Genomic DNA, 25,444 nt, shown 5'->3' on the forward strand with positions numbered 1-25,444 from the left:
GCGCGTTCCGGTGATGGCGCGCATGGGCCGTGGCCATGATCAAGACACGCTCGCGCCGGGGCGGAGGCCGCCCGACCATATCGGATGTCGCGCGCAAGGCCGGCGTCGGCGCCATCACGGTGTCGCGCGCGCTGCGCGAGCCAGAGCGTGTCAGCCTGGATTTGCGCCGCCAGATCCAGGCCGCCGTCGACGAGCTTGGCTATGTGCCGGACCCCAATGCGCGGGCTCTGGCCTCGGCGCGCGCCGAAGTGTTCGGCGTGCTGGTGCCCTCGCTCACCAACAACGTCTTCGCCGAGGTGGTGCGCGGCATCTATGACAGCCTATCGGACAGCCCGTTCCGCATCCAAATGGGCAACACGCATTATTCGGGACTGGAGGAGGAGCGGCTCCTGCAGGTGTTCGGCTCGCAGCGGCCGGCGGCACTGATCGTGGCCGGCATCGACCAGACGCCAACCTCGCGAAAACTGCTGGAAAATGCCGGTTGCCCGGTGGTGCAAGTGATGGAGACCGGGCCGGACCCCGTCGACATGATGGTCGGCTTCTCGCATCTCGACGGCGGCAGGACGGCGACCGAGCACCTGATCGAGGTGGGTTATCGCCGCATCGGCTTCATCGGCGCGCGCATGGATCCGCGCTCGCAGCGGCGCCTGGCCGGTTATCGCGCCGCGATGGAGAAGGCCGGCCTGTTCGACCCGCGCCTGATCACCACCACGCCGGTGCTGTCCAGCGTATCGCTCGGCCGCGAAATGTTTCGCGATGCCCTGGCCAAGATGCCGACGCTCGACGGCGTGTTCTGCAACAATGACGATATCGCGCTCGGCGTGCTGTTCGAATGCCATCGCGCCGCGATCGATGTGCCGAAGACGATAGGCATCGTCGGCTTCAACGATCTCGATATGATGCAGGTGGCCTTTCCCTCGATCACCAGCATCCGCACCCATCGCTACGAAATCGGCAGGCGCGCGGTGGCCATGGCGCTGGCCGCGATCGCCGGCGACCGGCCGGAGCAACGCATCGTCGACCTCGGCTTCGAGCTCAAGCGCCGCGAGAGCACGGCCCGCTGAACACACTTTCGAGAACGACCGCGAATGGCGCTTTACACAATATCATGGTAGCGCTACCATTTTCTCTGATCGGGCATTGCCAGCAAAGGCGTTGAACCTGTTTATTATACATAAGCAACAGCTCATGCTTGTTTATTATGTATAATATGATAAATTTCCCCCCGATCGATGGGGACGGCAAGGGGAGGGATCGCGGAGGTCTTCGGCACCTGGCAGGCGTGACTGGGCAAGGCGGAGGGGCCAGCCGGAAACGCGAAAATTCCATAAACTGAACCGACAAATCAGAACTGCAATCGGGAGGATTATCGATGATCAAGTCACTTGTCGGTGGCATTGTTGCCGCCAGCGCATTCGTCATGCTCAACTCGGCCGCCATGGCCGCCGGCCCGGAAATCGTATCCGGACCCGCCGCCCAGGCCGACTGCTTCGCGCCGTGGGGCGCGGACACGAAATTCTTCAAATATCCGAAGAAGGAAGGCCCGTTCCGCATCGCCTTCGCCAATGGCTATATCGCCAATACCTGGCGCATCCAGATGGTGCAGACGGCCAAGGCCTATGCGGCCCAGCCCGACGTCAAGGCCAAGATCAAGGAATTCAAGGTCGTCTCGACCGGCGAGGACGTGCCGGCGCAGATCTCGGCGATCAACAATTTCATCGATTCCGGCTATGACGCCATCGTCACCGACGCGCAGAACCCGACCGCTTTCGGTCCGGTCATCAAGCGCGCCAAGGAAGCCGGCATCGTGCTGGTCGCCTTCGACAACATCCTCGACACCAAGGATGCCATCAACGTCAATGTCGACCAGAAGGGTCTTGGCGAATTGTGGGCCAAGTGGCTGGTCGAGAAGGTGCCGAATGGCGGCAAGATCCTCGAGGTGCGCGGCGTGGCCGGTACCTCCGTCGATACCGATCGCCACAATGGCATCCACGAGGTGTTCGACGCCTCCGGGAAGAAATGGGACGTCACCGAAGTCGCCGGCAAATGGGATGACGGCGTGGCGCAGAAGGTGACCGCCGACGCCATCGCCACCAACGGTCCGTTCGACGGCATCACCGGCCAGGGTGGCGATACCGGCATCGTGCAGGCGATGATCGATGCCAAGCACCCGTTCGTGCCGTTCGGCGGCGAAACCGAAAACGGCTTCCGCAAGTTCTGCGCGGCCCATTCCGCCGATGGCCTGAAATGCACCTCCGCCGGCTCCGGTCCGGCCCAGGTTGCCGTCGCCATCAAGACCGCGATCGCGGCACTCGAAGGCGAGGTGGTGCCACAGGAAGTGAAGCTGCCGCTGGCTGTCGCCACGGATCCTGACATGAAGGAAGGTACCGATTACTTCCCGAAGGAATCCGACAATTTCTTCGTCGGCAATTCCTTCCCGACCTGCGGCATCAATTTCAGTGCCCAGGAAATCATGGGGCAGACCAAGGAAAACCAGTAATCGCTGGCCAATGGCTGGCGCCGCGGCTTACCCCGCGGCGCCAGCCTGCAATCCCTTAATGGCCCTGGAGGGTTGATGGACGGTGCGGCTCCTCTCTTTCGCATGGAAGGCATATCCAAGCGCTATGGCGGCGTGCGGGCGCTGGAAAAGGCCGAGCTTGCGGTCGAAGCCGGCAGCATCCACGCCATTCTCGGTGAAAACGGCGCCGGCAAATCGACGCTGATCAAGGTCATGGCCGGTGTCGTGGCGCCCGACGAGGGTCGCATGATGCTGGATGGCCGCGAAGTGGCCTTCGCTTCGCCCGGCGCGGCGAACAAGGCCGGCATCGTCTGCATCTTCCAGGAACTGTCGCTGATCCCAGAGCTCAGCGTTGCCGACAACATCGTCATTTCCGATCCGCCCAAACGCTTCGGCATGATCGACCGCAAGGCGCAGCGCCGCATCGCGGAGGAAGCCCTTGCCCGCGCCGGCGCGGCCGACATCCATCCGCTGGCGCTGGTCAAGGACCTGCCGTTGTCGCGCCGGCAGATGGTCGAGATCGCCAAGGCGTTGGCCAGAAAACCGCGCATCCTGATCCTCGACGAGGCAACCTCGGCGCTGACGGCGGCGGATGTCTCGAAGATATTCGGCGTCTTGAAGCGGCTGCGCTCGGAAGGGCTGGCGCTGCTCTACATCTCGCACCGCATGAACGAGATCGCCGAACTTGCCGATCAGTGCACGGTGTTCCGCAACGGCCGCAACGTCGCCAGCTACAAGGCTGGCTCGAAGAGCGACAATGAGGTGGTCGAACTGATGATCGGCCGCGAATACAGCCACATCTTTCCGCCCAAACCGGTGGCGGCAGCGGCCAGCGCCGCCCCCAGGCTCGAAGCGCGCAAGCTCTCCTGGGCCGACCGGCTGCACGATATTTCGCTGACCGTCAGGGCGGGCGAGGTGGTCGGCCTCGGCGGTCTTGACGGCCAGGGCCAGCGCGAATTGCTGCTTGCCTTCTTCGGTGTGCTGCGCGGCCTTGCCGGCGAGGTGTTGATCGACGGCAAGCCGGTGACCATCAGCAGTCCCGCCGTGGCCCGACAGGACGGCGTCGGCATGGCGCTCATTCCGGAGGACCGCAAGACGGAAGGCTTGATGCTGCCAATGACGGTGCGCGAGAACCTGTCCTTTGCCGCGCTCGACCGGTTGTCCAGGAGCGGCATCATCGACCGCGCGGCCGAGCAGCGGCTGATCGACGACATGGTTGGTCTGCTGGCGATCAAGACGGCGGGTCTCGACATTCCGGTCGGCGCGCTGTCGGGCGGCAACCAGCAGAAGGTGGTTATCGCCAAATGGCTGATGCGCCAGCCGCGCATCATCCTGCTCAACGATCCGACGCGCGGCATCGATGTCGGCACCAAGCAGGAGATCTACCAGCTGATGCGCAAGCTGGCGGATGCCGGTGCGGCGATCCTGTTCTATTCGACCGACTATGACGAGCTGATCGGGTGCTGCGACCGTGTGCTGGTGCTTTACGATGGCGCGGTCAAGCGCGAACTGGTCGGCGCCGAGATCACCGAGCGGGCGCTGATATCGAGCGCGCTCAACATCCATGGCGAGGAGAGCCCGGTGGGCCTGGGAGCAAGCGTGTGAAAGATTGGCGCTACTGGCTGGCCGAGCAGCGCGGAACGCTGCTTGCGCTCGGCATCTTCATCGTCATGTTCGTCATCTACACCTCGAACCATCCGGCCGGATTCACAGCCAATGTGGTGCAGACGGCGGCCAACAAGGGCGTGCTGCTCGCCTTCGTCGCCATGGCGCAGACGCTGGTGGTGATCACCGCCGGCATCGACCTGTCCGTCGGCATGATCTTCCTGCTCACCAACTGCCTGGCTTCCTGGCTGGTGGTGGGCACGCCGGCGCAGACGGCGCTCGGCGTCATCGCCGTGCTGGCTGTCGGCCTTCTGTGCGGCGCCATCAACGGCGCGATTGTCATCTATGGACGACTGCAGCCGATCGTTGCCACCATCGCCACGGGCGCCGTCTATTACGGCATCGGTCTTTTGCTACGGCCGTTCCCGGGCGGCTCGGTCAATGAGGATCTTGCCGATGCGCTGACCGGCCGCGTGTTCGGCGTGGTGCCGGCGAGCCTCGTCGTGCTGCTCGCCATCGTGCTGGTGGTCTGGGTGCCGTTCAGCCGCTCGGTGCTTGGCCGGGCGGCCTACGCGGCGGGATCGTCGGAGACGGCGGCCTACATGTCGGGCGTGCCGATCCGGCGCGGCAAGTTCGCCGCCTACACGCTGGCCGGGCTGCTGGCATCGATCGGCGGCCTGTTCCTGACCTTCTTCACCTATACGGGCGAGGCGGCCTATGCCAGCGGCAATTCCTACACGCTGTTCTCGATCGCCGCCGTGGTGCTTGGCGGCGTCTCGCTGTTCGGCGGCAAGGGCAGCGCCATTGGCGCCATCTTCGGGGCACTCGCTTTCCGCACCATTGGCGATCTGTTGTTCGTGTTCGATTTCGATCCGCTCTGGCAGCCTTTGTTCCAGGGCGTTATCCTGCTGGTCGCCGTCAGCCTCGGCGCCTTCGCCCTGTTTCGGGTCCGCAACCGGCTGGAGTGGTTCCTGTGAGCGAAACGACGCCGATGGTTGGGAAGAGCGACGGCGGCATTGCCGGCCGCATGCCTAAATTCATCCGCCGCGCCGATCCGGCGGTGCTGACGGCTTTTGCCTGCATCGTGGTGCTGCTGTTGCTGGGCAGCCTCTATTCGCGCAGCTTCCTGTCGCCTGAATATCTGCTGCAGCAGCTCAAGGTGGCCTCGTTCCTGGGTGTCATCGCCACCGGCATGATGCTGGTCATCCTGCTCGGCCAGATCGACCTTTCGGTGCCCTGGGCGGTGGCGGCGGGCGCCATGATGGCATGCGCGGCCGCCGCCTACGGTCCGGTCGGCGTCGCGCTGGCCATCCCGTTCGGCATCTTCTGCGGCGTGCTGATCGGCGTCGTCAACGGCATCGGCGTTGCCTATCTGCGCATCCCCTCGATGATCATCACGCTTGCCACCAACGCCGTCGCGCAAGGGCTGATGGTGGTCTACACCGGCGGCTTCTCGCCGCAGGATTCGGCCACCGGCGCCATGCGTTACCTCGCCACCGGCTTCGCCATTCCCGGCGTCCCCAACGCGGTCATCATCTGGGCGCTGATCGGGGCCGCGATGGTATTCGTGCTGACCCGCACCGGCTTCGGCCGCACCGTCTACGGCATCGGTAACCGCGAGCGCGCCGCCTATCTCTCGGGCATCGACACAAGGCGCGTGGTGATGATCGCCTTCGCCGTCTCCGGCGGGCTCTCCGCCTTCGGCGGCGTGCTTCTGGCCGGTTATGCCTCCAAGGCGGCGCAGTCGATGGGCGATGCCTATCTCTTGCCGTCGATCGCCGCGGTCGTGCTTGGCGGCACTTCGATCCTCGGCGGGCGCGGGTCCTATCTCGGCACCGTTGCCGGCGTCATCCTGATCACGCTCCTGCAATCCATCCTGTCGGTCATGCAGATGCCGGAGGCGGGGCGGCAGATCATCTATGGCGTCGTCATCGTCGCCATGCTGTTGCTCTACGGCCGCGCGCCGGCAAGCCGCTAGGGCCGGATGATTTCAGGTCGAATTGACCTGAAATCTGAAACCGCCTCCAGATCAAGGAGATAGAGCATGATGTCGTCCGAAAACCGCTTCACACTTTTCGGCATCATGCTCTAGCCATGGACCAAGAAACAGCGCAGGCGCCGACGCGCCCCCCCGTCTCAGTGCCTCCGGCCATCGTGGTGATGGGCGTCGCCGGCTGCGGCAAGTCGGCCGTCGGCACCGCGCTGGCGGCCGCGCTGGGCGCCATCTTCATCGAGGGCGACAGGCTGCACCCGCCCGAGAATGTCGCCCGCATGGCAAGCGGCGAGCCGCTCACCGATCAACTGCGCGAAGGCTGGCTCGATGCGATCGGCGAACACATCGCGGCATCGGCCAGCAAAGGGAAGGGCGTGGTCGCGGCCTGCTCGGCGCTGAAGCGCGGCTATCGCGAACGTCTGCGCGGTTTTTGCCGTGATATCACCTTCCTCTACCTGGAGATCGACCCGGCGACGGCGAGCGCGCGGGTCGCCAGCCGGAAGGGGCATTTCATGCCGGCCAGCCTGGTCGGCAGCCAGTTCGCCATACTGGAGCCGCCGGGCAGGGATGAGCGGGCCCTGACGATCGACGCGACGAGACCCGTCGCCGATGTCGTTGCCGAAGCGATCCGGCTGCTGGCCAAGTCATGAGCCGGCATCGTCGGTTGTCATGGCATCGTCCGGGGCATCCGTCAGCCTTCGGCTGCTGGACCAGATCAGCATCTGTTCGGGAAACTGTTTCAGCGCTTCCAGCAGCCGGTCGCGCTTGAGCAGGATATAGCGTGCCTGCAGCACCATGTCCTTGGCTCCGTCCCGTCCCGTTTCCGCTTCAGCCGGCAACAACTCCGGGCTGATGACGGCCCGGTATTCGCGGAAGGGAAGGGTCTCGAAGGTCGACATGGCAAACAGCGCCGCCTTGCCTCTTGCGGCGAAGTTCGCCGGCGCGGAAGCAAGGTGCGTCCAGCCGCCTTCGCCGATCGCGACCTCGGTGAAGGTCGAGCCCGCATGGATGGTGTTGGTCATCAGCACCACGCCATTGCGCTTCAGGATCTTCTGGATGCGGATGGTGACCTGATAGGCATCGTCGCGCTCGAAGACGATACGGCTCTTGAGGTAGCGGTTCTCGACCTTGACCATCGGCGGGTTCAGGAAACGCAGACCGAACCTCGATTCCGAGACACCATGTGAATTGACACTCACCTGATGCGCCTCGATGCCCGCCTCGTGCAGGGCGCGCTTGCCGAAGATGGTCTGGGAGGTGAACTGATCGCACCAGATGATGGCGCCGTGGCCGCGCCGCAGTGCCGCCTGCAGTCCTTCCTGTCCCTCCAGCCGGACAATCGGGGACCACCGGAAACCGGCGATGTGCGCTGCAAGCTGCAGCCGGCGGCGGTGGCGTGCCACGAGCAATGCCTCGAACAGCTTGCGTGCGTCGATGCCGCCGCCAAGCACCGCGCGCGTCGCGGCCGCGTAGCCTGGAAATTGCTTGCGCATGTGGCGTTTGAGGCGAAGCCTGGACATCCGATCGCAAATCGGTGCCCACCAGCGCACCGGCACTGAGGCCGCGACCATGAGATAAAAGGCGGCCAGGAGGGTTTCGCGCAGATCCTGGTTCGAGAACCGGCGCACCTTGCCGGGGCGGACGATCCTGCGGCTGAAGAAGCGCACGTCCTCAGCCCTTTCCGGCACGCGGATATCGGCGATGATTTCAGTCTGGAACCTGGCCGTGGGGGTCGGTCCGCGGGCAGCGTTTCGGGATTTCGCGAACGTCGACAGCCTCATCCTGCGGGCGTCCATCTGTTCCTGTTGCAGGACCGCTTTAATGCGCCTGCGCGCATCGCGCAATCTCACGGGGATGAACGGTGTTCGCCAGCCGTCGGTCTAGATTTGCGAGGACAGCTCGACCGGGAAATCGTCGTTATCGGCATCGCGCATGGCGGCGAGGCTTCTGTTGTCGAGCACCTCGGCGATCGCCTGGCGCACTTCCAGCATCATGTGCCGGACCTGGCAGGTCGCTTCGTCGCAATCCTCGCAGCGCTGGTACTGCGTGCGGCTGGCGCAGGGAATGGGCGCCAGCGGCCCGTCGAGCACGCGCACGACGTGGCCGATCTTGATCTCCGAGGCGGGGCGGGCGAGGCGATAGCCGCCTTCCTTGCCCTTGCGGCTCTGGACGAAGCCGGCATTGCGCAGTTCGCCCAGGATGGCATCCAGGAATTTCTTCGGGATGTTGTTGGCGACGGCGATGTCGTTGACGAAGGCCAATTGGCCAATCGGGAGACTGGAAAGATGCACGAGGGCCTTGAGGCCGTATTTGCCTTTTTTTGTCAGCATGCCCGAGTCAACCCGTTGAAACCCCAACCACCCCGCATCTGGCGGCTGTTTGTGTGCAAATAATGACGGTTCTGCCGCGCAGTGGTATTTTGCGAAAACGAGACGCCAAATGGCACGTTAGGCACGAACGCGTTGATTCTTTGTAACGTTTCGCAGGGTTGGCGCCGGCGAAGGCAAAAACGAAGAAAGCCGGCTCATTGCCGGCTGTCTTTGTCTGCTCAATATGTGCCGCGAGCCTTCAGCGGCTGCCATAGGCCTGGTCGAGCAGGCCGCCGGCGGCGAAATGCTCTTTCTGGATCTTGTCCCAGCCGCCGAAGACGTCTTCCACGGTCAGCAGGCGCACCTCGGGGAAGTCGGCCTTGTATTTGGCGGCGACGGCCGCGTCGCGCACGCGGTTGCCGTTCTGTGCGAGGATGTCCTGGCCTTCGGGCGTGTAGAGGAAGTTGAGATAGGTCTTGGCCAGGTCGCGCGTGCCGTGCTCGTCGGCGACCTTGTCCACGATCGCCACCGGGAATTCGGCCAGCAGGCTGACCGAAGGCGTGACCTGCTCGAACTTGTCGTCGCCATACTCCTTGCGGATGCCGCGCGTCTCGGATTCGAAGGTGATCAGCACGTCGCCGATTTCGCGCTGCACGAAAGTGGTGGTCGCGGCGCGACCGCCCGTGTCGAAGATCGGAACATTGTTGAACAGCTTGGTGATGAACTCCTTCACCTTGGCGCCGTCGCCCTTGAAGGCTTCCTTGGCGTAGGCCGTGGCCGCCAGATAGGTGTAGCGCGCATTGCCGGAGGTCTTCGGGTTGGGGAAGATCACCTGCACGTCGTCGCGCACCAGATCGTTCCAGTCCTTGATGTGCTTGGGGTTGCCCGCGCGGACAAGGAACGAGGGCAGTGAGTAGAAGGGCGATGCGTTGTCGGGAAAATCCTTCTGCCAGTCGGCGGATACGAACCCCTTCTTGACCAGGAAATCGATGTCGGTGACCTGGTTGAAGGTGACGACATCGGCGCCAAGGCCCTCGGCGATGGCGCGCGCTTGCGCCGAGGTGCCCGCATGCGACTGGTCGACGGTCACGCCCGGATGCCCTGATATGAAGGCCTTGTTGACCTGAACGAACAGTTCGCGGCCGACGTCATAGGAGGCATTGAGCAGCTTGTCGGCCGACCAGGCTTGGGAGGACGCGAGGAACAGGCCGGCGACCGTGGCAATGCCGAGGAAAAATCGCTTCATGAAAAGGGCTCCGGATGCAATGTGTTAATCGCGCAACCATAGCCGTGGCGCATGGGGCGCGGCGAGGTATGCACGAGGGTTCCGCGCCCTTGCTGCGAGAAAAGATATGATCGACAGAACGAGTCCTTAGAATTTTATTTCAGGTGACAATTGTTTCGGTCTGTATTCCTTGTGCAGGGCGATCATTTGGCATATACATATGGCATATACAAACGGAGGCAACCGTGCCACAGCACCGGCATACAACCGCGTCGCCTCCGAAGGAGGCCAAGCTCTTCCGCAACAACCGCAGCCAGGCGGTGCGTATTCCCGTCGAATTCGAGCTCCCCGGTGACAAGGTTCTGATCAGCCGCGAAGGCGACCGCCTTGTCATCGAGCCGCTCCGCAAACCAGGCCTTGCCGCGCTGCTCGCCCAATGGGCGAAAGAGCCACCGCTTGGTCCTGAGGACGACTTTCCCGGGATCAAGGATGCGCCTGTTGAAGCCGAGGACATTTTCTGATGCGGTTCATGTTGGATACAAACGTCATTAGCGACATGATCCGAAACCCGGCCGGCAAGGCTGCCAGTGCAATGGTGCGCGAAGGTGACGCCGCTGTTTGCACCAGCATCGTCGTCGCCTCCGAATTGCGATATGGCTGCGCCAGGAAGGGATCGGCCAAGCTGCTCAAGAAGGTCGAGGATCTGCTGGCCGAGATCCCTGTATTGCCGCTCGACGTACCGGTGGACGCTGAATACGGCGCGCTTCGCGCCGAGTTGGAGGCCGCTGGCCAACCCATTGGCCACAATGACCTTTTTATTGCCGCTCACGCCTGCGTGATGGGCACCACATTGGTGACGGCCAATGTGGGGAAGTTCGCCCGGATACGGAAGCTGAAGGTCGAGAACTGGCTGGAATAGCGCCTGACCCGAAAGATCAGGCCGCCGGAAACAGCTTCCAGCGCCCCGGACGGAACGCCACCCGGCTTTTCTGTGCCGCCGGGTGATCGACGGGCAGTTCGATCTCGACCCGCTGGCGGTCGCCGCCGATCTCGAGCTCCACCCGGCGCGTGCCGGCGACGCGGCGGCTGGCGGCGACCGTGCCGGCGATGCAGCCGCTGCAGCCGTCCAGCAACTCGACGTCGTGCGGGCGAAAATAGAGCGTTGCATCACCCTCGGGCGCGTGCGGCGCCGCAAGCCCGATGGGGCGATCAGCGAGCCAGATCTCGCCATTCTCGACCTTGACGGGAAGCGAGCTCGATTCACCAATGAAGCCGTAGACGAAGGGCGAATTCGGCGTGTCGTAGATATCGTCCGCCGTGCCGACCTGCTCGATGCGGCCCTGGCTCATCACCACGACGCGGTCGGCAAGCTCCAGTGCCTCTTCCTGGTCGTGGGTGACGAAGACGGTGGTGTGGCCGGTGCGATCATGGATCTCGCGCAGCCAGCGGCGCAGTTCCCGGCGGACCTGCGCATCGAGTGCGCCGAACGGCTCGTCGAGCAGCAGCACCTTGGGCTCGATCGCCATGGCGCGGGCGAGCGCGACACGCTGGCGCTGGCCGCCGGACAATTGGGCCGGATAACGCTTTTCGAGGCCGGAAAGCTGAACGAGATCGAGAAGCTCGGAGGCACGGCGGCGGATTTCCTGCGCCGGCGGCCGCGAGGATCCATGCCGGACCTTGAGCCCGAAGCCGATATTGTCGGCCACCGTCATGTGCCGGAACAGTGCATAGTGCTGGAACACGAAGCCGACATTGCGCTCCTGGATCGACTTCTGCGAAGCGTCTTCGTCGCCGAAGAAAATCTTGCCGCGCGTCGGCCGTTCCAGTCCCGCGATCAGCCTGAGCAGCGTCGTCTTGCCGGAGCCGGACGGGCCCAGCAGCGCGATCAGTTCACCGGACTTGATGTCGAGCGATACGTCATGGAGCGCTGGAAACCGCTCAAACTCCTTGCGCACGTTGGCAACGCGAACTTCCATACAAATCCCTCTGTCAGTGTCCGCGCGTCGCGGCGAGTTCGGCGCCGTAGCGCATCTCGAGCAGTGTTTTCAAGACCAGTGTGACGAGCGCCAGCCCGGCAAGCAGTGAGGCGACGGCGAAGGCGCCGACGGCATTGTACTCGTTGTAGAGGATTTCGACATGCAACGGCATGGTGTTGGTCAGGCCGCGTATGTGACCCGAAACCACCGAAACCGCGCCGAATTCGCCCATGGCACGGGCGTTGCAAAGCAAGACGCCGTAGAGCAGCCCCCATTTGACGTTGGGCAGCGTGACGTACCAGAAGGTCTGCCAGCCATTGGCGCCGAGCGAGAGCGCCGCTTCCTCATCGCCATTGCCTTGCTCCTGCATCAGCGGGATCAGTTCGCGGGCGACGAAGGGGAAGGTGACGAACACGGTGGCCAGCACGATGCCGGGCACGGCGAACAGGATCTGGATGCCATGTGCCTTCAGCCACTCTCCGAGCAGCCCCTGGGCGCCGAACAGAAGCACGTAGACCAGACCCGAGATGACCGGCGAGACCGAGAAGGGCAGGTCGATCAGCGTGGTCAGGAAGGCCTTGCCCTTGAACTCGAACTTGGCGATGGCCCAGGCGGCGGAGATGCCGAAGACGACGTTGAGCGGCACCGAGATAGCCGCGACGAGCAGTGTCAGGTGAATGGCCGAACGCGCATCCGGTTCGCCCAGCGCTTGCGTATAGGCACCGATGCCTTTCGCCAGCGCCTCATGGAAGACAATGATCAGCGGCAGGAGCAGAAAGACGCCGAGGAAGGCAAAAACGATCGCCATCAGCACGGCCTGTGCCGGCCGGCTTTCGGTCACCGCCGCCGAGCGGCTCTCATGGTAGGGCTCGTAGGATTTGATTTCGGGATCAGCCATAGCGCTTGCGGCTCCATGTCTGCACGAGATTGACGACCAGAAGCATGACGAACGACAGAGCGAGCATGATCGCCGCGATCGCGGTCGCCGCCGGATAATTGTACTCCTCCAGCCGGATGACGATCAAAAGCGGAGCGATCTCGGATCTGTAGGGCAAGTTGCCGGCGATGAAGATGACCGAGCCGTATTCACCGACGCCGCGCGCGAAGGCCAGCGAAAAGCCGGTGATGATGGCCGGCGCCAGGCCCGGGAACAGCACGCGGGTGATGATCTGGAAGCGGTTGGCGCCAAGCGTCGCGGCGGCCTCCTCCACCTCCTTGTCGATTTCTTCCATGATCGGCTGCACGGTGCGCACGACGAAGGGCAGGCCGATGAAGACCAATGCGATGACGATGCCGAGCGGCGTGTAGGCGACCTTGATGCCGAGCGGCATCAGCAATTTGCCGATCCAGCCGTTCGGCGCGTAGAGCGTGGTCAGCGCGATACCGGCGACCGCGGTCGGCAGCGCGAAGGGCAGGTCGACCATGGCGTCGACGATGCGGCGGCCGGGGAAGCGGTAGCGCACCAGCACCCAGGCGACGAGCGTGCCGAAGACGACATTGACGGCGGCCGCCAGAAAGGCGGTGCCGAAGCTGATTTCCAGCGCATTGATGGTGCGCCGATCGCTCGCGATCGCCCAGAATTCAACCCAGCCGAGAGAGGCCGAGCGCCAGATCAGCCCGGACAGCGGAATGAGGATGATGAGGGTGAGGTAGGCAAGCGAGAAGCCGAGCGTCAATCCGAAACCCGGAATGACACTCGGCTGCTTGAACCGCCACCCCGCCTGCGCGGGTGCTGTCGTCATGAAGCTCTGGATTGTCCCTTCTTATTCAACCGGACTCTGCCTGAAGAAAGCCCATTGGCGAGCTTCCTCAGCGCAACCGAACCTTACTGGGCCGGCTTGTAGATCTGGTCGAATATACCACCGTCGCCGAAATGATAAGGCTGCGCCTTCTTCCAGCCGCCGAAAAGCGGATCGTCGATCGAGATCAGCTTGATATCGGGGGTCTTGGGCAGATCCGCCGGTGCGACGAGTTCTGGCTTGGCCGGACGATAATGGTTCTTTGCGATGATCGTCTGGCCTTCCTTGGAATAGAGCCAGCCGAGATAGGCTTCGGCCACCTTGCGCGTGCCCTTGGCATCGACATTGGCGTCGACGATCGCCACCGGCGGCTCGGCTAGGATCGACGTCGGCGGATAGACGATCTCGAAATTGTCGGCGCCGAATTCGTCGAGCGCCAGATAGGCATCGTTTTCCCAGCCGATCAGCACGTCGCCGATGCCCTTTTGCGCGAAGGTGACGGTCGAGCCGCGCGCACCGGTGTCGAGAACCGGGGCATTGGCGTAGAGCTTGCCGACGAATTCCTTGGTCTTGGCCTCGTCGCCGCCGTCATGGGCGTTGGCGTAGGCCCAGGCGGCCAGGTAGTTCCAGCGTGCGCCACCCGAGGTCTTGGGGTTGGGGGTGATCACCTGGGTGCCGTCCTTGACGAGATCATTCCAGTCGTGGATCCCCTTGGGATTGCCCTTGCGAACGAGGAAGATGATGGTCGAGGTGTAAGGCGCTGAATTGTTTTCGAATTTCTTGCGCCAGTCGGGATTGATCTTCTTCGACTTCGAGACGATCGCGTTGATGTCGCCCTCGAGCGCCAGCGTGACCACATCGGCATCGAGGCCGTCGATCACGGCGCGGGCCTGGGCGCCCGATCCGCCATGCGACTGCTGGATCGTCACCGTTTCGCCGGTCTCGGCTTTCCAATGGGCGACGAAAGCCTCGTCATAGGCCTTGTAGAGCTCGCGTGTCGGATCGTAGGACACGTTGAGGATGGTGGTGTCGGCGAACGCGAAACCGAGCGTGCCGAACTGGACAGATGTGGCGACCAGTGCGCCGAGCAGTTTCCTGAAATGAGGTTTGGTCATTTCTGCCTCCGTTGAACCCGCGCCAAATCTAGCGAATTGATAGAAATTAGATGCACCGAATGTTCCCTTTTTTGCCCTCCTGAAGAAAATATTCGACGGTCTTCCGCCATGTCGGGAAATATTTTCCTCGCCGACACTCCGCGCGGACTCGACGTCCTATCTAGGGATGCCCGATGCCGAGGCAACGCCGCATTCGGTTCGATCCCGCGGGTTATTCGGCGCTTACCGGAAAATCGAAACGCTGGTTTGGAAAGGGCTCGTGCCCGAGCGTAAAATGCCACCATTCGCGGGCGTAGTTCTTGAAGCCGCCGGTGCGCATGGCATCGACGAGCATCTTGCGGTTTGCCGCCGCTTCATTGCCGAGCGGACGGTGCGCGGTCTCGCTCATTGGGTCGAAACAGTCGAAACCGGTGCCGAAATCGAGCGTATGGGCATCGGTGGCGCCACAGGCCGGTTTGGAGACCGCCGGACCGCCGGCCCGCGCAATCGCGACATCGACGGTTGAGCCGCGCGAATGGGTCGACAGCTCACCGACATAGCCCTTGGCGATGAGGTCGCCGCGCTTGACCTTCGGATACCATTTCGGATCGGGCGGACCGCCCGCGCGCGTCCATTCGCCCATGTCGGCGACGGCGCGGGCAGGGCGGTAGCAATCGAACACGACCAGGGTCAGGCCTTTCGCGGCCATCGCCTGTTGGATACCGGCAAGAGCTTGCGCCGCCTGCAAGGTGAGAATGCAGACCGGCGCCTCGTAGCCATTCACCTTGCGGTGAAGGAAATCGTCGGGTCCGGCGTAACGGATGTCCTGGCGGATGGACGGATCGATATCGGCGAGCCGAACGAAGCCGGCGGAAAGGGTATCGGCATGTGCCTGGGGAACTGAAGCCCCAAGCGCCAGTGCGCAAAAGCCAACGCGCTGAATCGCCTGGCGCATTCTATTCAAGGAGTGCGTTCACTCGACGAACACCTTTACGCTGGCCGCCCGCCCCACGGCGTCGATGACAGTCAGCGTCGAATAGCCCGCGCCGTCGGGCAGCCAGGTCGCGGTGCGGCGGCGGTCGATGCCAGTGAGCGGCTTGCCGTTGGCCAGCCAGCGGAATGGCGCACGGCCGCCTTGCAGTTTCAGCACAAGCGGCGAGGCATCTGCCGAATTCGTGGCGAGATCGACGCGGGCGCCGTCCGGCGGGAAGATGATGGTTGGGGCGGGCTCGGTGGGCGTGGCCTGCACCAGCCCGTCGGCACCGGCGCCAAAGCGGGCGAGCGTCACCGGCAGATCCTCGCGCTTGGGGGTGAAGGCACCGGGCGGCTTGCCCGGCAGCGGCACGGTGGCGAGGCCGGAACGGACAAAGCCCTCGAACAGGATCGGGGCGGCCGAGACATAGCCGGAGAGGCCCGGCACGGCGCTGGCATCGGGGCGGCCGACCCAGACGCCCAGCACATAGCGGCCGTCGAAGCCGACCGACCATGCGTCGCGGTAGCCGTAGGATGTGCCGGTCTTGTAGGCGATACCGCGCTGCAAGGCGCCTTCCGGCGGTTTCACGCCCGACAATATGTCGATGATCTGCCAGTTCGCCTGCTCGTTGAGGATGGTGGCAGTGGTGCGTTCGGCATTGGCCGGCTCGGTGCCGTCATGCAGCGTGTGCGTCTTGCCGCCATTGGCGAGGCCCGTATAAAGCTGGACGAGATCGCGCAGCGTCACGCCAACGCCGCCAAGGCCGATGGCCAGGCCGGGCGCCTCGTTGATCGGCAGGATCGGGTTGACCCCGGCCTGGCGGAAGCGTGCTGTCAGCCGGGCCGGGCCGACCGCGTCGAGCACGCGGATCGCCGGCACGTTGAGCGACAGTTGCAGCGCCTGGCGGATCGAGACATCGCCTTGGTAGCCCATGTCGAAGTTCTTGGGCCTGTAGCCGCCGAAATCGACCGGGCTGTCCTCGATCAACATTTCCTGCGCCACCAGTCCCTGCTCGAAGGCGAGGCCATAGATGAACGGCTTCAGCGTCGAGCCGGGCGAACGCACGATCTTGGTCATGTCGATCCAGCCGGAGCGGCTGGAATCGAAGAAATTGGCCGAGCCGACTTCGCCGAGGATGTCGCCGGTTCGGGAATCGGCCAGCACCATGGCGACGGAGAGGCGCGGCCCGAGCTTGGCGGCGGCGTCGCGTGCCACCTGCTCCAGTCCTTGCTGGACGCTTTTGCGGATCGTCAGCTTGAGCGGCTGGCCGGGAACGGCCCGGGGCAGCATCGCATAGGCGGCGTGCGCGGCGAGTGCCGGCAGAGTCCGGCGCAGGCCCGACACGTCGTCGAGGGCGGCGCGTGCCGCCTCGCGTTCGCCGATCAGGCCTGACGAAACCATGCGGGTCAGCACCCGGTCGCGGGCGGCGTGAGCGATTTCGAGATTGCGGTCGGGCCGCCGCCTTTCCGGCAATTGCGGCAGCGCGACGAGCAAGGCGGCTTCGGAGACGGTGAGCCGCTTTGGCTCCTTGCCGAAATAGGCGAGCGAAGCGGCGCGCACGCCTTCGAGATTGCCGCCATAGGGCGCCAGCGTGAGATAGCGTTCGAGGATCTCGCGCTTGGACAGCCGCCGCTCGATCTGGATGGCGCGCAGCATCTGCTTGACCTTGGAGCCGAGGCTGCGGCTTTCGCGCGGCTCGATCAGGCGCGCAAGCTGCATCGACAGGGTCGAGCCGCCGGAGACGATGTGGCCGCTGGTTGCGAACTGGCCGGCGGCTCTGCAAAGCGCCAGCACGTCGACACCCTCATGGTCCCAGAAGCGCTTGTCCTCATAGGTGACCAGCATGTCGACGAACTGCTTGTCGACCTGGTCGAGACGGGTTTCGAGCCGCCAGTAGCCGTCCGGCGTGGCGAAGGCGCGCAACAGTTGGCCGTCACGATCCTGGACTTCGGTGGAGACAGTCAGCGTCGCGGGCAATGGCGGCGGGAAAGCGCGGTCGAGTTCCCAGAGAGAGGCGACGGAAAGGGCGAGAATGCCGGTGACGGTTGCTACGGTTATGGCGGCACGGCGGAGAAGTTTTCTTGAAAGCATGGCGCTGCCCCTCATTGCCCTGCCGGGCATTTCTCCCCGTATAGAGACGGGGAGAAAGAGGCCTGCGCGGAGGTTTTCGCCAATTTCCAAAGTTGCAGAACAGTTGCCGACGATCGGGACAGTTCCCTTCTCCCCGTCACTATACGGGGAGAAGGTGCCGGCAGGCGGATGAGGGGCAGCGCCATCGTCCTGTTCATGTTCGTCGGCAACATCTTACGGCGCCTTGATCTCCATCATGCCGGTGGCGGTGCGGGCCGAATATCGCGGCCGGTACATGTCTTCCACCGTCGCCGCCGGATGGGCGTAGGTACCCGGGGTCACGGCGCGCACGACATAGGCGAGCGTCAGATTGTGGTCATGGTCGCCGTCGGCCGGGTTGAATGCCGCGACGAAACGGTCGTCGCGGAATTCGAGGTGAGCGGCGTCGGTCTGTGCCAGCCAGGAGAAGTTCATCAATTGGGCGCTGGAGACCAGGCCGGGATTGTCGATCTCGAAGCCGGCCGGCAAGAGGTCGGTGACCAGCAGGCGCGACGGCCAGCTGTTCTGCTCGGTGACCTTGAGCACGACGACATAGCGCTCGTTCTGGGTTGCCTCCGTCACATTGGCTTCCGTGCCATCGAGCTTGTAGTAGGTACGGCTGATGGTGAAGCCGTCGCCGCCGGCCGGCAAGGGCTGGATCGGCGACGCCACGCTGGTGACGACGGCCTGCAGCGGGGTCTTGCCGGTGTTGGCGATTTCGAGCGGGCTGTCCACCAGCTCGGAGCCGTTGACCTGGTTGGAATAGCCGCCTGAATGCGGCGCGCCGTTGACGGTCAGGGTGATCGAATCATTGCCTTCCTTCAGCGCGCGGGCCGCCAGCAGCATCCAGGAATCGTCCTGGGTGCTGGTCCAGCGGGCTTCGGCGCGTTCCCTGGTCACCAGCTTGACCAGCTCCGGCACGATCGTCGACACGGGCTTCGATTCCGCCGCCAGCGACAGCATCGCCGCGCCGTCACGCAGCGCCGAGCCGTAGTCGGAGCGGTACCAGTCGTAGTCGCTGCTCGACTTGGCGAGCTGCAGCGCGGTCTTGAACGTCGCTTCCGAGCGCTGCGTGTCGCCATAGAGCGCAAGGCTCGCCGCCAGCTGGGCAACGGCCATCGGGCTCGAGAAGGCCTCGAGCTGGGTGTCGGCATAGTAGCGCAGGTCGCCGATCGAGGCCTTCTTGTTGCGGGCCAGAACGTAGAGGGCGTAGGCGATCTCGCTGCCGCGGTCCTGTACGCTCTGGTCATAGCCGAGCGAGTTCTGCAGATTGCTCAGCGCCTGGTTCATGGCCAGAGCCGGCACGTCGTATTTCTGCTCGCGCGCCCTGGTCAGGAACTCGCTGACATAGGCGTCCAGCCACAGATCGCCGGAGCCCGGGCCCCACAGGCCGAAGCTGCCGCTCGAGGACTGATAGCTCAGCACCTTGTAGATGGCATCCTGGATGCGGCCGTGAAGGTCGGGGTCGCTTTCCATGCCGATGCCCGAGGCCAGCTCGTTGACATAGAGAAGCGGCATGGCGCGGCTGGTGGTCTGCTCGGCGCAACCATAGGGGTAGCGGTCGAGCGTCATCAGGAGCGAGGGCACGTCGAAGGCTGCCGCCTGCGATACGCCGACGCTGACGGAAGCGCCGTCGAGCAGGCTTGCCGCAAGCAGTTCCTTGTCGACACGCAGCGCGCCGCCATTGCCCTTGAGGTCGACCACAAGCCGCGTGGTGACCGGCAATTGCGCCGGACGTACCGGCACATAAAGCGTCTGCTCGACCTTGGTGCCGTCGGCGTGCGCAAGCCTGATGGTGAGCGAGGCATTGCCCGCCGTCTTCGCGATCAGCGGCACGGTCAGCGTCTGGCGCTTGCCCTGGGCGAGCGTCAGCTTCTGGGGCAGGGGCTTGTCGCCGGTCGACAGGTCGCCGGTCGTGTCGATCGAGAAGGCATAGTCGCCGGCCGGACCGTCGGTGTCGGCCACGTCGAGCCGCATGACGGCGTTGTCGCCAGGCGCCAGGAAGCGTGGCAGGCCGGCGGTGATGACCACGGGGTCCCGCACGATCACGTCCGACTGGGCATGGCCGACCGCTTCCTTGGTCCAGGCGACGGCCATGACGCGCACGGTGCCGTTGAACTGCGGGATATCGAAGTCGATCCGTGCCTTGCCGTCGGCGTCGAGCTCGACCGGGCCGGAGAAGAAGGCGACCAGCTTTTCGGTCGGCGGGCTGCCTTGCGCCTGCATGTTGGCGCCGTCACCGCCGGTCCTGAGCTTGCCGGTGGTGCCGAGCGACCCATCGATCAGGCGGCCATAGATGTCGCGGATCTCCATGCCCAGCATGCGCTGGCCGAAGAACCAGTTCTCCGGATCCGGCGCCTTGTAGTTGGTCAGGTTGAGGATGCCGACATCGACGGCGGCAACCATGACATAGGCGTTGGTGCCCGGCTGCACGCCGGCCACGGAAACCGGGATCGACAGTTGCTGGCGCGGCATCGTCTTGTCCGGCGGTGTCAGGGTGACGGCGAGCTTCTTCGAGCCCGGATCGACCGTCAGCCATTTCACGCCGATGGCGCGGGCCGGCATGCGCGTCTCCTGCGCATCGCCCGGCCGGAACAGGGTCGCCGTGACATAGGCGCCGGCGCCCCAATCGTCGCCAACCGGAATGTCGACGGTACCGCCGCCGGCCGGAACGGTCGCCGTGATGGTCTTCAAGAGCTTGTCGGAACCGATATTGACCAGAAGTTCGCCGGCAAAATGCGGCGAGACTTTCAGCTTGGCCACTTCGCCCGCGGCATAGTTGTCCTTGTCGAGGGCGATCTCCAGTCCGTCAGGCGTTTCGGTGGTCGTCGAGGCGACATACCAGCCGGCGTCGAATTCATAGCTGGTCGCCGGCCCCTCGGGGTCCGAGGTCTCGACCTCGAGCCGGTACTGGCCCCAGTCGACCGGCACGGAGACGGTGGCGTCGCCATCGGCGTTGAGGTCGACCTGGCCGTTGGCGATCGACTTGGTGAAGGTAACCGGCTCGTAGTTCCACGAATTGTTGGAGCGGTACCATTGGTAATTGCGTTCGACCTTGACCAGCGTCCACTGCGCGCCCTTCAGCGCCTCGCGCTTGCCATCAGGGTCGACGGCGATCAGGCTGAACTTGGCCGTGCCGCCCTGCGGCACTTCACCATCGGCGAAGTCCGGTCTGATGCCGATCATATGGCCTTGCGGACGGATGCCGATGTTGAGCGAGCGTTCGATGGCGCGGCCACCGGTTTCGCGCATGCGCACCGCCACCTTGCCGTCGACCAGCTTGGTGGTCGAGGGCAATTGATCGACGGAGATCGGGAAGGTCGCCTTGCCGTCATCGCCAACCACGGGCAGGTTGGTGAGCGGCGTTACCGTCGGCTCCGCCGACTGCTCGTCGGCGAGGCCGAAGGAAAAGTTGGGGAAGCGGTCCCAGTCGCGCGACGTCGACAGCGTCAACTCGCCTTCCAGCGCCAGGCCCGCCGCCGGCGCGCCATAGAGGAAGCGGCCGTCAATGTTGATGTTGGCGGTTTCTCCCCGCGCGATTTCCTGCTTGTCGGCCTTCATGTCGAATTCGATGCGATCCGGCACGAAATCCTCGACCAGGAACATCTGGCTGGCGACCGCCGGCTGCTTCGGGTCGGTGTGGATCGATACCGACCAGGTGCCGCGCATGGCGTTGGGTTCAAGCGGCAGGTCGACGGCATGGCCGCCGGCCGAGGCGCCGTCGCTGACGATGCGGCGATCCTCGACGCCGTCGGGGCGCGAGAAGATGAAGGTGAGCGGCAGGTTCTCGACCGCCTTGGCGGCGCCGTCGCGGGCAAGGGCCGCGACATGGACATCCTCGCCGGCGCGGTAGATGCCGCGCTCGGTCCAGGCGTAGACGTCCAGCGCACCGGGCGCCGCGCGCCCGGTGACGCCGCGGTCGGACAGGTCGAAGCCGGCCTTGGACATGTCGAGGAAGACGAAATCATTGTCGCCCTGCTTGGCCATCAGCACGGCCGGCACCATGCCGCCGTCGCCGCGGGTGAGGCCGGGATTGAAGACGGCGTGACCGTCGGCATCCGACGTCGCGGTGCCGAGAACCTCGTTGTTGCGGGCAACCAGCGTCAGTTCGGCGCCGGCGATCGGCTTGGCGGAACCCAGCGAACGGGCAAAGACGTTGAGCCCGTCCTGGCCGGTATAGGTCGACAGGCCGATGTCGGAGACGACGAACCACTGCGTGGCCATCGAATTGTAGTCGTCGCTCTTGCCGTTGACGGCCTGGGCGGTCAGCACATAGACGCCGGGCTTGCGTTGCGGCAGCGCTTCGTCGACCGGAAAGGAGGTGGTGACCTCCTTGTTGAGGTCGTTGACGATGTCGAGCTGACCTTGCCAGACCGGCGCGCCCATCTGCTCGGAAATGTTGGAGATGTCATAGCCGTCGAGCTGGTGCAGGAACTGGTAGCCCGACAGAAGCTGCGCGAGCGACCGGTCGCCGATGCGGTAGAGCTTCATTTCGGCGGCGTTCATGTTGACGGTGACGACCGGAATGCCACGGCGCGCGCCGGCCGGCAGCACGAAGCTGTCGCCGGTGAAGCGGGCGGACGGAGCGCGATCCTGCACATAGATCGACAGCACCACGGGTGCGGCGGTCACTTCGCCAATTGCCGCCGGCAGGCCGGCGCGGAAGGTAACGTCGTAGTGCTGGCCGTGTTCGAGCCCTTCGATGCAGATCTGCTTGTCCTTGGCCTCGACGCCCTTCGGCGGAGCGTTGTCGACGGTCACGAACTGCGCGTAGTCGACACCGGTCTTGACCAGTTCCTCGGAGAATTGCGCGCAGATGCGCGGCGCGCTTGTGTCGGCATCGACGCTGTGGTCGATCACGCGGAAACCCTTGCGGGCCTTCAGATCGGCATAGTCGGCCTGGACGGCCGGCGACGTCACCAGCGCAAGGCTCGCCTCATAGGCCTGCAGCGCCGGCCGGTAGAGATCGCGCTTGTCGAGGCCGGCGCCGAGCTGTGCCAGCACGTCGGCGCGGGTCTTGGTGGTGCGCAAGAGCTTGTAGGCGTTGAAGGCGGCCGAAGTGGCGTTCATCGGCAAGGTAGACGTTTCGGAGGTGTTGGCGGCGGGCTGCACGGCCAGCGTTTCGCGCGCCAGATTGAGCCAGAGCTGGCCATCATCGGGCATCACCGAGACAGCGGCCTCGTATTTCTGCATGGCGGAGCGATGGTCGCCGGTCTGCACGGCCTGCTCGGCGGAGCTGATCAGGGCCGCCATGCCTTCGGTCGGCTTGTCATAGGCCGGGCCAAGCAGCCTGTTGCGGTATTGCTGCGCCTGATCGGCCATCCAGTTGGGGAAGAAGGCGAGTTCCGGCGGCGCGCCGATATCCGGATCGCCGTCAATGTTGACGATCTTGCCGGCAACTGCTCCGTTGAACGGCTTCAGCTGGTTGTAGTCGGATTTGAGGAAGCACCATTTGGCCTTGGTGTTGTAAGTGAAGGCGCGGCAGGCAGGGTCGCCAAGGCATGTTGTCTTGCACTGGTCGAGGGTGACATTCTGGTCGGATCGCAGGTCGAAGCCGAAATAATCGGAATTGTCGGTCGTTGCGATTCGCCGGGCCTCGGCCGCTTGCGCGACGTCGTTCCAGGCCAAGGCATTGGCCCAGGCGAAGAAAAGAAGGATCAGAATCGACAGACCACGAGCCGTGCGCATTGCCATAACACCCTCCAGACAAGTGCAGACGTCCCGGCATGTTCAAGCTTCAGTCGAGCTTGTCAACGCGCGGACGCGGCAGGTTCCACCTGCCAACGGTTTATTTTCCGGCCAAGGACCGGTATGCGGACAGTAACCTCCATAGGACAGGGGATCACGCTTTCTTGCGGAAACGCAGAAGGTGTGAATTCCAAGCCCGTCCTATTTCAGACAATTGGATTGTGGCCCCTTTACGTGCGCTTCAGAACTTCATTCCAATTTTAGTTTTGTAACCTAGGTTGTCTTAATGCCAGCGCATGAAAAGCAGATGTCAGGAGGGACCGCGCCAGGGCGCGTTCTTTCGCGCGCCCTGCTTTTGGCCATGATCTGCTCGACCGTGCTGGGCGCCGAATCAAGGTCCGCGGCTGCGTTCGAGCTTTTCGGAATCAAGCTTTGGGGGTCGTCCAACGACGAGGACGCCGACATTGTCGACCCGCTGCGCTATGCCGTGACCATCACGGTGCCCGATGCGGACAAGGATCTTGTCAAGAAGCTCGAGAACGCCTCGGCGCTGAAGGGCGACGAGGATCGGCCGGTCTCCGGCTCGCTCGGGCTGATGGCGAAGGCGCGCAGCGACCGCGAACAGCTGGTCGCCGCGCTTTATGCCGATGCCCGCTACGAAGGCGTGGTTACCATCACCGTCGACGGCAAGCCGCTCGACGAACTGCCGCCGGACGCCGAATTCAAGGGCCCACAGCCGATTCCAGTGGCGATCAATATCGCGACCGGCCCCAAGTTCACTCTCGGCGATATCAGGCTGGAAGGGGACGCGGCGGGGCTGATGAGCGCCGATTACGGCCTGATATCGGGCGGCGACGCCGGGTCGGGCGCGGTGCTGAAGGCCGAGGCGCTGATCGTGCGCACGTTGAAAGAACAGGGCAGGCCGCTCGCCAAGGTGACCGGCCGGCAGATCGTCGCCGACCATGCCACCTCGACGCTCGACGTGACGCTGACGGTCGCGGCAGGCCCCGTCGCCGGCTATGGCGCGACCACGGTGGAAGGCACCGAGAAGGTCGACCGCGACTTCACCGAATACATGACCGGGCTGAAGCGCGGCCGGCAGTACTCGCCGCAGGAGATCAGCGATGCGCGCGACAGGCTGCTGGCGCTCGAGGTTTTCAACAGCGTGACCTTCAAGGAGGCCGACAAGCTCGATGCCGACGGCAACATTCCGATCGGCGTCCAGGTCAGCGAGCGCAAGCCGCGCTATTTCGGCCTCGGCGGCACCTTCTCGAACACGGAAGGCCTCGGCCTGGAAGGCTATTGGGGACACCGCAACCTATTTGGTCACGCGGAAAAGCTGCGCATCGATGGCGCCATCAGCGGCATCGGCAGCAACAATCTGTCCGATCTCAACTACAATGCCGGCATCATGTTCGAGAAACCCGGTGTGATCGGGCCCGCGTCGAAGTTCTTTGCCGGCGTGAAGACCGTACTCGAGCATCCCGACGCCTACGACCATTTCTCGGTCAAGGGCAGCACCGGCCTGTCCTATGAGCTCGACAAGAAGCAGACCGTCTCGGCTGAGGTGGCGCTCGACTATTCCAGGATCACGGATGCGTTCGGCAAGCACACCTACCTGATCGCCAGTGTTCCGCTGCAATATGTCTATGACAACAGGGACAGCAGGCTGAACCCGACCAGGGGCTTCCGGGTGCTGGCCTATGCCGAGCCGAGCTACGACATCATGAGCGGGGCCGCCTTCCTCAAGCTCAAGGGAGAGGGATCGGCCTATCAGTCGCTGGATACGGCCTCGAAGTTCGTGCTGGCCGAGCGCGTCGCCGTCGGCTCGATCGTCGGCACCGGGCTCGAGAACGTTCCGGCCGACCGGCGCTTCTACTCCGGCGGCGGCGGTTCGGTGCGCGGCTATGCCTATCAGGGCATCGGCCCGAAAGACTTCACCGGCCAGCCGATCGGTGGCCTGTCCTTCTTCGAGACCTCGGTGGAGATGCGCATCGCCGTCACCGACACGATCGGCATCGTGCCGTTCGTCGACGCCGGCACGGTGTCGACGAAGTCGGTTCCGAACTTCTCCGACGTCAAGGTCGGCGCCGGCGTCGGCCTGCGCTATGTGACGCCATTCGGGCCGCTGCGCATCGATGCCGCGGTGCCGCTCAACCGCGATCCCAGTGATCCGCATTTCGGCATCTATGCCGGCATCGGGCAGGCGTTCTGA

The 25,444-nt window shown here is 64.2% G+C and carries 19 protein-coding genes; 9 read left to right on the forward strand and 10 right to left on the reverse strand.

Annotation, left to right across the window (positions count from 1 at the left end; all coding sequences use genetic code 11):
* Window positions 1–35: 35 nt before the first annotated feature.
* From EB230_RS15935 to EB230_RS15960, 6 genes are all read left to right on the forward strand, one after another.
* The gene (locus tag EB230_RS15935; RefSeq protein WP_172373179.1) at window positions 36–1,064 is read left to right on the forward strand and encodes a LacI family DNA-binding transcriptional regulator; all 1,029 of its coding nucleotides are present in this window, start codon (window positions 36–38) and stop codon (window positions 1,062–1,064) included.
* Between the two features lie 308 nt (window positions 1,065–1,372).
* Window positions 1,373–2,500 carry a sugar ABC transporter substrate-binding protein gene (locus tag EB230_RS15940; RefSeq protein WP_056571832.1) on the forward strand — a complete coding sequence of 376 codons (1,128 nt, stop codon included), beginning with the start codon at window positions 1,373–1,375 and terminating at the stop codon, window positions 2,498–2,500.
* 75 nt (window positions 2,501–2,575) lie between these two features.
* Window positions 2,576–4,123, forward strand: coding sequence for a sugar ABC transporter ATP-binding protein (locus tag EB230_RS15945; protein WP_172373181.1), 1,548 nt, complete (start codon window positions 2,576–2,578; stop codon window positions 4,121–4,123).
* Entirely contained in the window at window positions 4,120–5,100 is a 981-nt protein-coding gene (locus tag EB230_RS15950; RefSeq protein WP_056571838.1) for an ABC transporter permease, read from the forward strand. The genes EB230_RS15945 and EB230_RS15950 overlap by 4 nt, the downstream gene beginning before the upstream one ends.
* A 14-nt stretch (window positions 5,101–5,114) precedes the next feature.
* A complete protein-coding gene (locus EB230_RS15955; RefSeq protein WP_155772460.1) occupies window positions 5,115–6,101 on the forward strand; it encodes an ABC transporter permease in 987 nt (328 codons plus the stop codon).
* Window positions 6,102–6,217: 116 nt separating this feature from the next.
* Window positions 6,218–6,766 (forward strand): gluconokinase, encoded by a 549-nt coding sequence (locus EB230_RS15960; protein WP_172373183.1) that lies wholly within the window; start codon window positions 6,218–6,220, stop codon window positions 6,764–6,766.
* Here the strand turns inward: EB230_RS15960 and EB230_RS15965 are convergent.
* The 3 genes from EB230_RS15965 to EB230_RS15975 form a co-directional block, all read right to left on the reverse strand.
* Complete coding sequence (locus EB230_RS15965) at window positions 6,761–7,897, reverse strand: hypothetical protein (RefSeq protein ID WP_172373185.1); 1,137 nt, start codon at window positions 7,895–7,897, stop codon at window positions 6,761–6,763. The genes EB230_RS15960 and EB230_RS15965 overlap by 6 nt on opposite strands.
* A gap of 99 nt (window positions 7,898–7,996) precedes the next feature.
* The gene (locus tag EB230_RS15970; RefSeq protein WP_027029809.1) at window positions 7,997–8,446 is read right to left on the reverse strand and encodes an Rrf2 family transcriptional regulator; all 450 of its coding nucleotides are present in this window, start codon (window positions 8,444–8,446) and stop codon (window positions 7,997–7,999) included.
* A 238-nt stretch (window positions 8,447–8,684) separates the two neighbouring features.
* A complete protein-coding gene (locus EB230_RS15975; RefSeq protein ID WP_172373187.1) occupies window positions 8,685–9,671 on the reverse strand; it encodes a sulfate ABC transporter substrate-binding protein in 987 nt (328 codons plus the stop codon).
* Window positions 9,672–9,895: 224 nt separating this feature from the next.
* Here EB230_RS15975 and EB230_RS15980 point away from each other — a divergent pair, with 224 nt between their 5' ends.
* Window positions 9,896–10,171: an antitoxin gene (locus EB230_RS15980; RefSeq protein WP_172373188.1), complete on the forward strand. Its 276-nt coding sequence runs from the start codon at window positions 9,896–9,898 to the stop codon at window positions 10,169–10,171.
* Complete coding sequence (locus tag EB230_RS15985; protein WP_172373190.1) at window positions 10,171–10,569, forward strand: type II toxin-antitoxin system VapC family toxin; 399 nt, start codon at window positions 10,171–10,173, stop codon at window positions 10,567–10,569. Before EB230_RS15980 ends, EB230_RS15985 begins: the two co-directional genes overlap by 1 nt.
* Before the next feature lie 16 nt (window positions 10,570–10,585).
* On the opposite strand, the gene EB230_RS15990 is transcribed toward EB230_RS15985, so the two are convergent.
* The 7 genes from EB230_RS15990 to EB230_RS16020 all read right to left on the reverse strand — a co-directional run bounded on the left by EB230_RS15990 (window position 10,586) and on the right by EB230_RS16020 (window position 23,235).
* On the reverse strand, window positions 10,586–11,626 hold the full coding sequence (locus EB230_RS15990) for a sulfate/molybdate ABC transporter ATP-binding protein (protein ID WP_056571856.1): 1,041 nt from the start codon (window positions 11,624–11,626) through the stop codon (window positions 10,586–10,588).
* 13 nt (window positions 11,627–11,639) lie between these two features.
* Window positions 11,640–12,524 (reverse strand): sulfate ABC transporter permease subunit CysW, encoded by an 885-nt coding sequence (cysW, locus tag EB230_RS15995; RefSeq protein ID WP_056571857.1) that lies wholly within the window; start codon window positions 12,522–12,524, stop codon window positions 11,640–11,642.
* On the reverse strand, window positions 12,517–13,368 hold the full coding sequence (cysT, locus tag EB230_RS16000) for a sulfate ABC transporter permease subunit CysT (RefSeq protein WP_056571860.1): 852 nt from the start codon (window positions 13,366–13,368) through the stop codon (window positions 12,517–12,519). The genes cysW and cysT overlap by 8 nt, the downstream gene beginning before the upstream one ends.
* A gap of 83 nt (window positions 13,369–13,451) precedes the next feature.
* On the reverse strand, window positions 13,452–14,480 hold the full coding sequence (locus EB230_RS16005) for a sulfate ABC transporter substrate-binding protein (protein WP_056571863.1): 1,029 nt from the start codon (window positions 14,478–14,480) through the stop codon (window positions 13,452–13,454).
* A 211-nt stretch (window positions 14,481–14,691) separates the two neighbouring features.
* Window positions 14,692–15,414, reverse strand: coding sequence for a M15 family metallopeptidase (locus EB230_RS16010; protein ID WP_172373191.1), 723 nt, complete (start codon window positions 15,412–15,414; stop codon window positions 14,692–14,694).
* Window positions 15,415–15,432: 18 nt separating this feature from the next.
* Entirely contained in the window at window positions 15,433–17,523 is a 2,091-nt protein-coding gene (gene pbpC / locus EB230_RS16015) for a penicillin-binding protein 1C (protein WP_171883300.1), read from the reverse strand.
* 213 nt (window positions 17,524–17,736) lie between these two features.
* Window positions 17,737–23,235, reverse strand: a complete 5,499-nt coding sequence (locus tag EB230_RS16020) for an alpha-2-macroglobulin family protein (protein WP_172373192.1) — start codon at window positions 23,233–23,235, stop codon at window positions 17,737–17,739.
* A gap of 280 nt (window positions 23,236–23,515) precedes the next feature.
* On the opposite strand from EB230_RS16020, the gene EB230_RS16025 reads away from it, so the two are divergent.
* Entirely contained in the window at window positions 23,516–25,444 is a 1,929-nt protein-coding gene (locus EB230_RS16025) for an autotransporter assembly complex family protein (protein ID WP_056571875.1), read from the forward strand.

Source organism: Mesorhizobium sp. NZP2234 (assembly GCF_013170765.1).
Lineage (GTDB): Bacteria > Pseudomonadota > Alphaproteobacteria > Rhizobiales > Rhizobiaceae > Mesorhizobium > Mesorhizobium loti_D.

Excerpts from the sequence above, each read along its gene's own strand:
- EB230_RS16025 (WP_056571875.1), top strand. The coding sequence starts at position 23,516 with ATGCCAGCGCATGAAAAGCAGATGTCAGGAGGGACCGCGCCAGGGCGC.
- EB230_RS15960 (WP_172373183.1), top strand. The coding sequence starts at position 6,218 with ATGGACCAAGAAACAGCGCAGGCGCCGACGCGCCCCCCCGTCTCAGTG.
- cysT (WP_056571860.1), bottom strand. The coding sequence starts at position 13,368 with ATGACGACAGCACCCGCGCAGGCGGGGTGGCGGTTCAAGCAGCCGAGT.
- EB230_RS15945 (WP_172373181.1), top strand. The coding sequence starts at position 2,576 with ATGGACGGTGCGGCTCCTCTCTTTCGCATGGAAGGCATATCCAAGCGC.
- EB230_RS15985 (WP_172373190.1), top strand. The coding sequence starts at position 10,171 with ATGCGGTTCATGTTGGATACAAACGTCATTAGCGACATGATCCGAAAC.
- EB230_RS15940 (WP_056571832.1), top strand. The coding sequence starts at position 1,373 with ATGATCAAGTCACTTGTCGGTGGCATTGTTGCCGCCAGCGCATTCGTC.
- EB230_RS15955 (WP_155772460.1), top strand. The coding sequence starts at position 5,115 with ATGGTTGGGAAGAGCGACGGCGGCATTGCCGGCCGCATGCCTAAATTC.
- EB230_RS15935 (WP_172373179.1), top strand. The coding sequence starts at position 36 with ATGATCAAGACACGCTCGCGCCGGGGCGGAGGCCGCCCGACCATATCG.
- EB230_RS16020 (WP_172373192.1), bottom strand. The coding sequence starts at position 23,235 with ATGGCAATGCGCACGGCTCGTGGTCTGTCGATTCTGATCCTTCTTTTC.
- EB230_RS16005 (WP_056571863.1), bottom strand. The coding sequence starts at position 14,480 with ATGACCAAACCTCATTTCAGGAAACTGCTCGGCGCACTGGTCGCCACA.
- EB230_RS15970 (WP_027029809.1), bottom strand. The coding sequence starts at position 8,446 with ATGCTGACAAAAAAAGGCAAATACGGCCTCAAGGCCCTCGTGCATCTT.
- pbpC (WP_171883300.1), bottom strand. The coding sequence starts at position 17,523 with ATGCTTTCAAGAAAACTTCTCCGCCGTGCCGCCATAACCGTAGCAACC.
- EB230_RS15990 (WP_056571856.1), bottom strand. The coding sequence starts at position 11,626 with ATGGAAGTTCGCGTTGCCAACGTGCGCAAGGAGTTTGAGCGGTTTCCA.
- EB230_RS16010 (WP_172373191.1), bottom strand. The coding sequence starts at position 15,414 with ATGCGCCAGGCGATTCAGCGCGTTGGCTTTTGCGCACTGGCGCTTGGG.
- cysW (WP_056571857.1), bottom strand. The coding sequence starts at position 12,524 with ATGGCTGATCCCGAAATCAAATCCTACGAGCCCTACCATGAGAGCCGC.
- EB230_RS15965 (WP_172373185.1), bottom strand. The coding sequence starts at position 7,897 with ATGAGGCTGTCGACGTTCGCGAAATCCCGAAACGCTGCCCGCGGACCG.
- EB230_RS15975 (WP_172373187.1), bottom strand. The coding sequence starts at position 9,671 with ATGAAGCGATTTTTCCTCGGCATTGCCACGGTCGCCGGCCTGTTCCTC.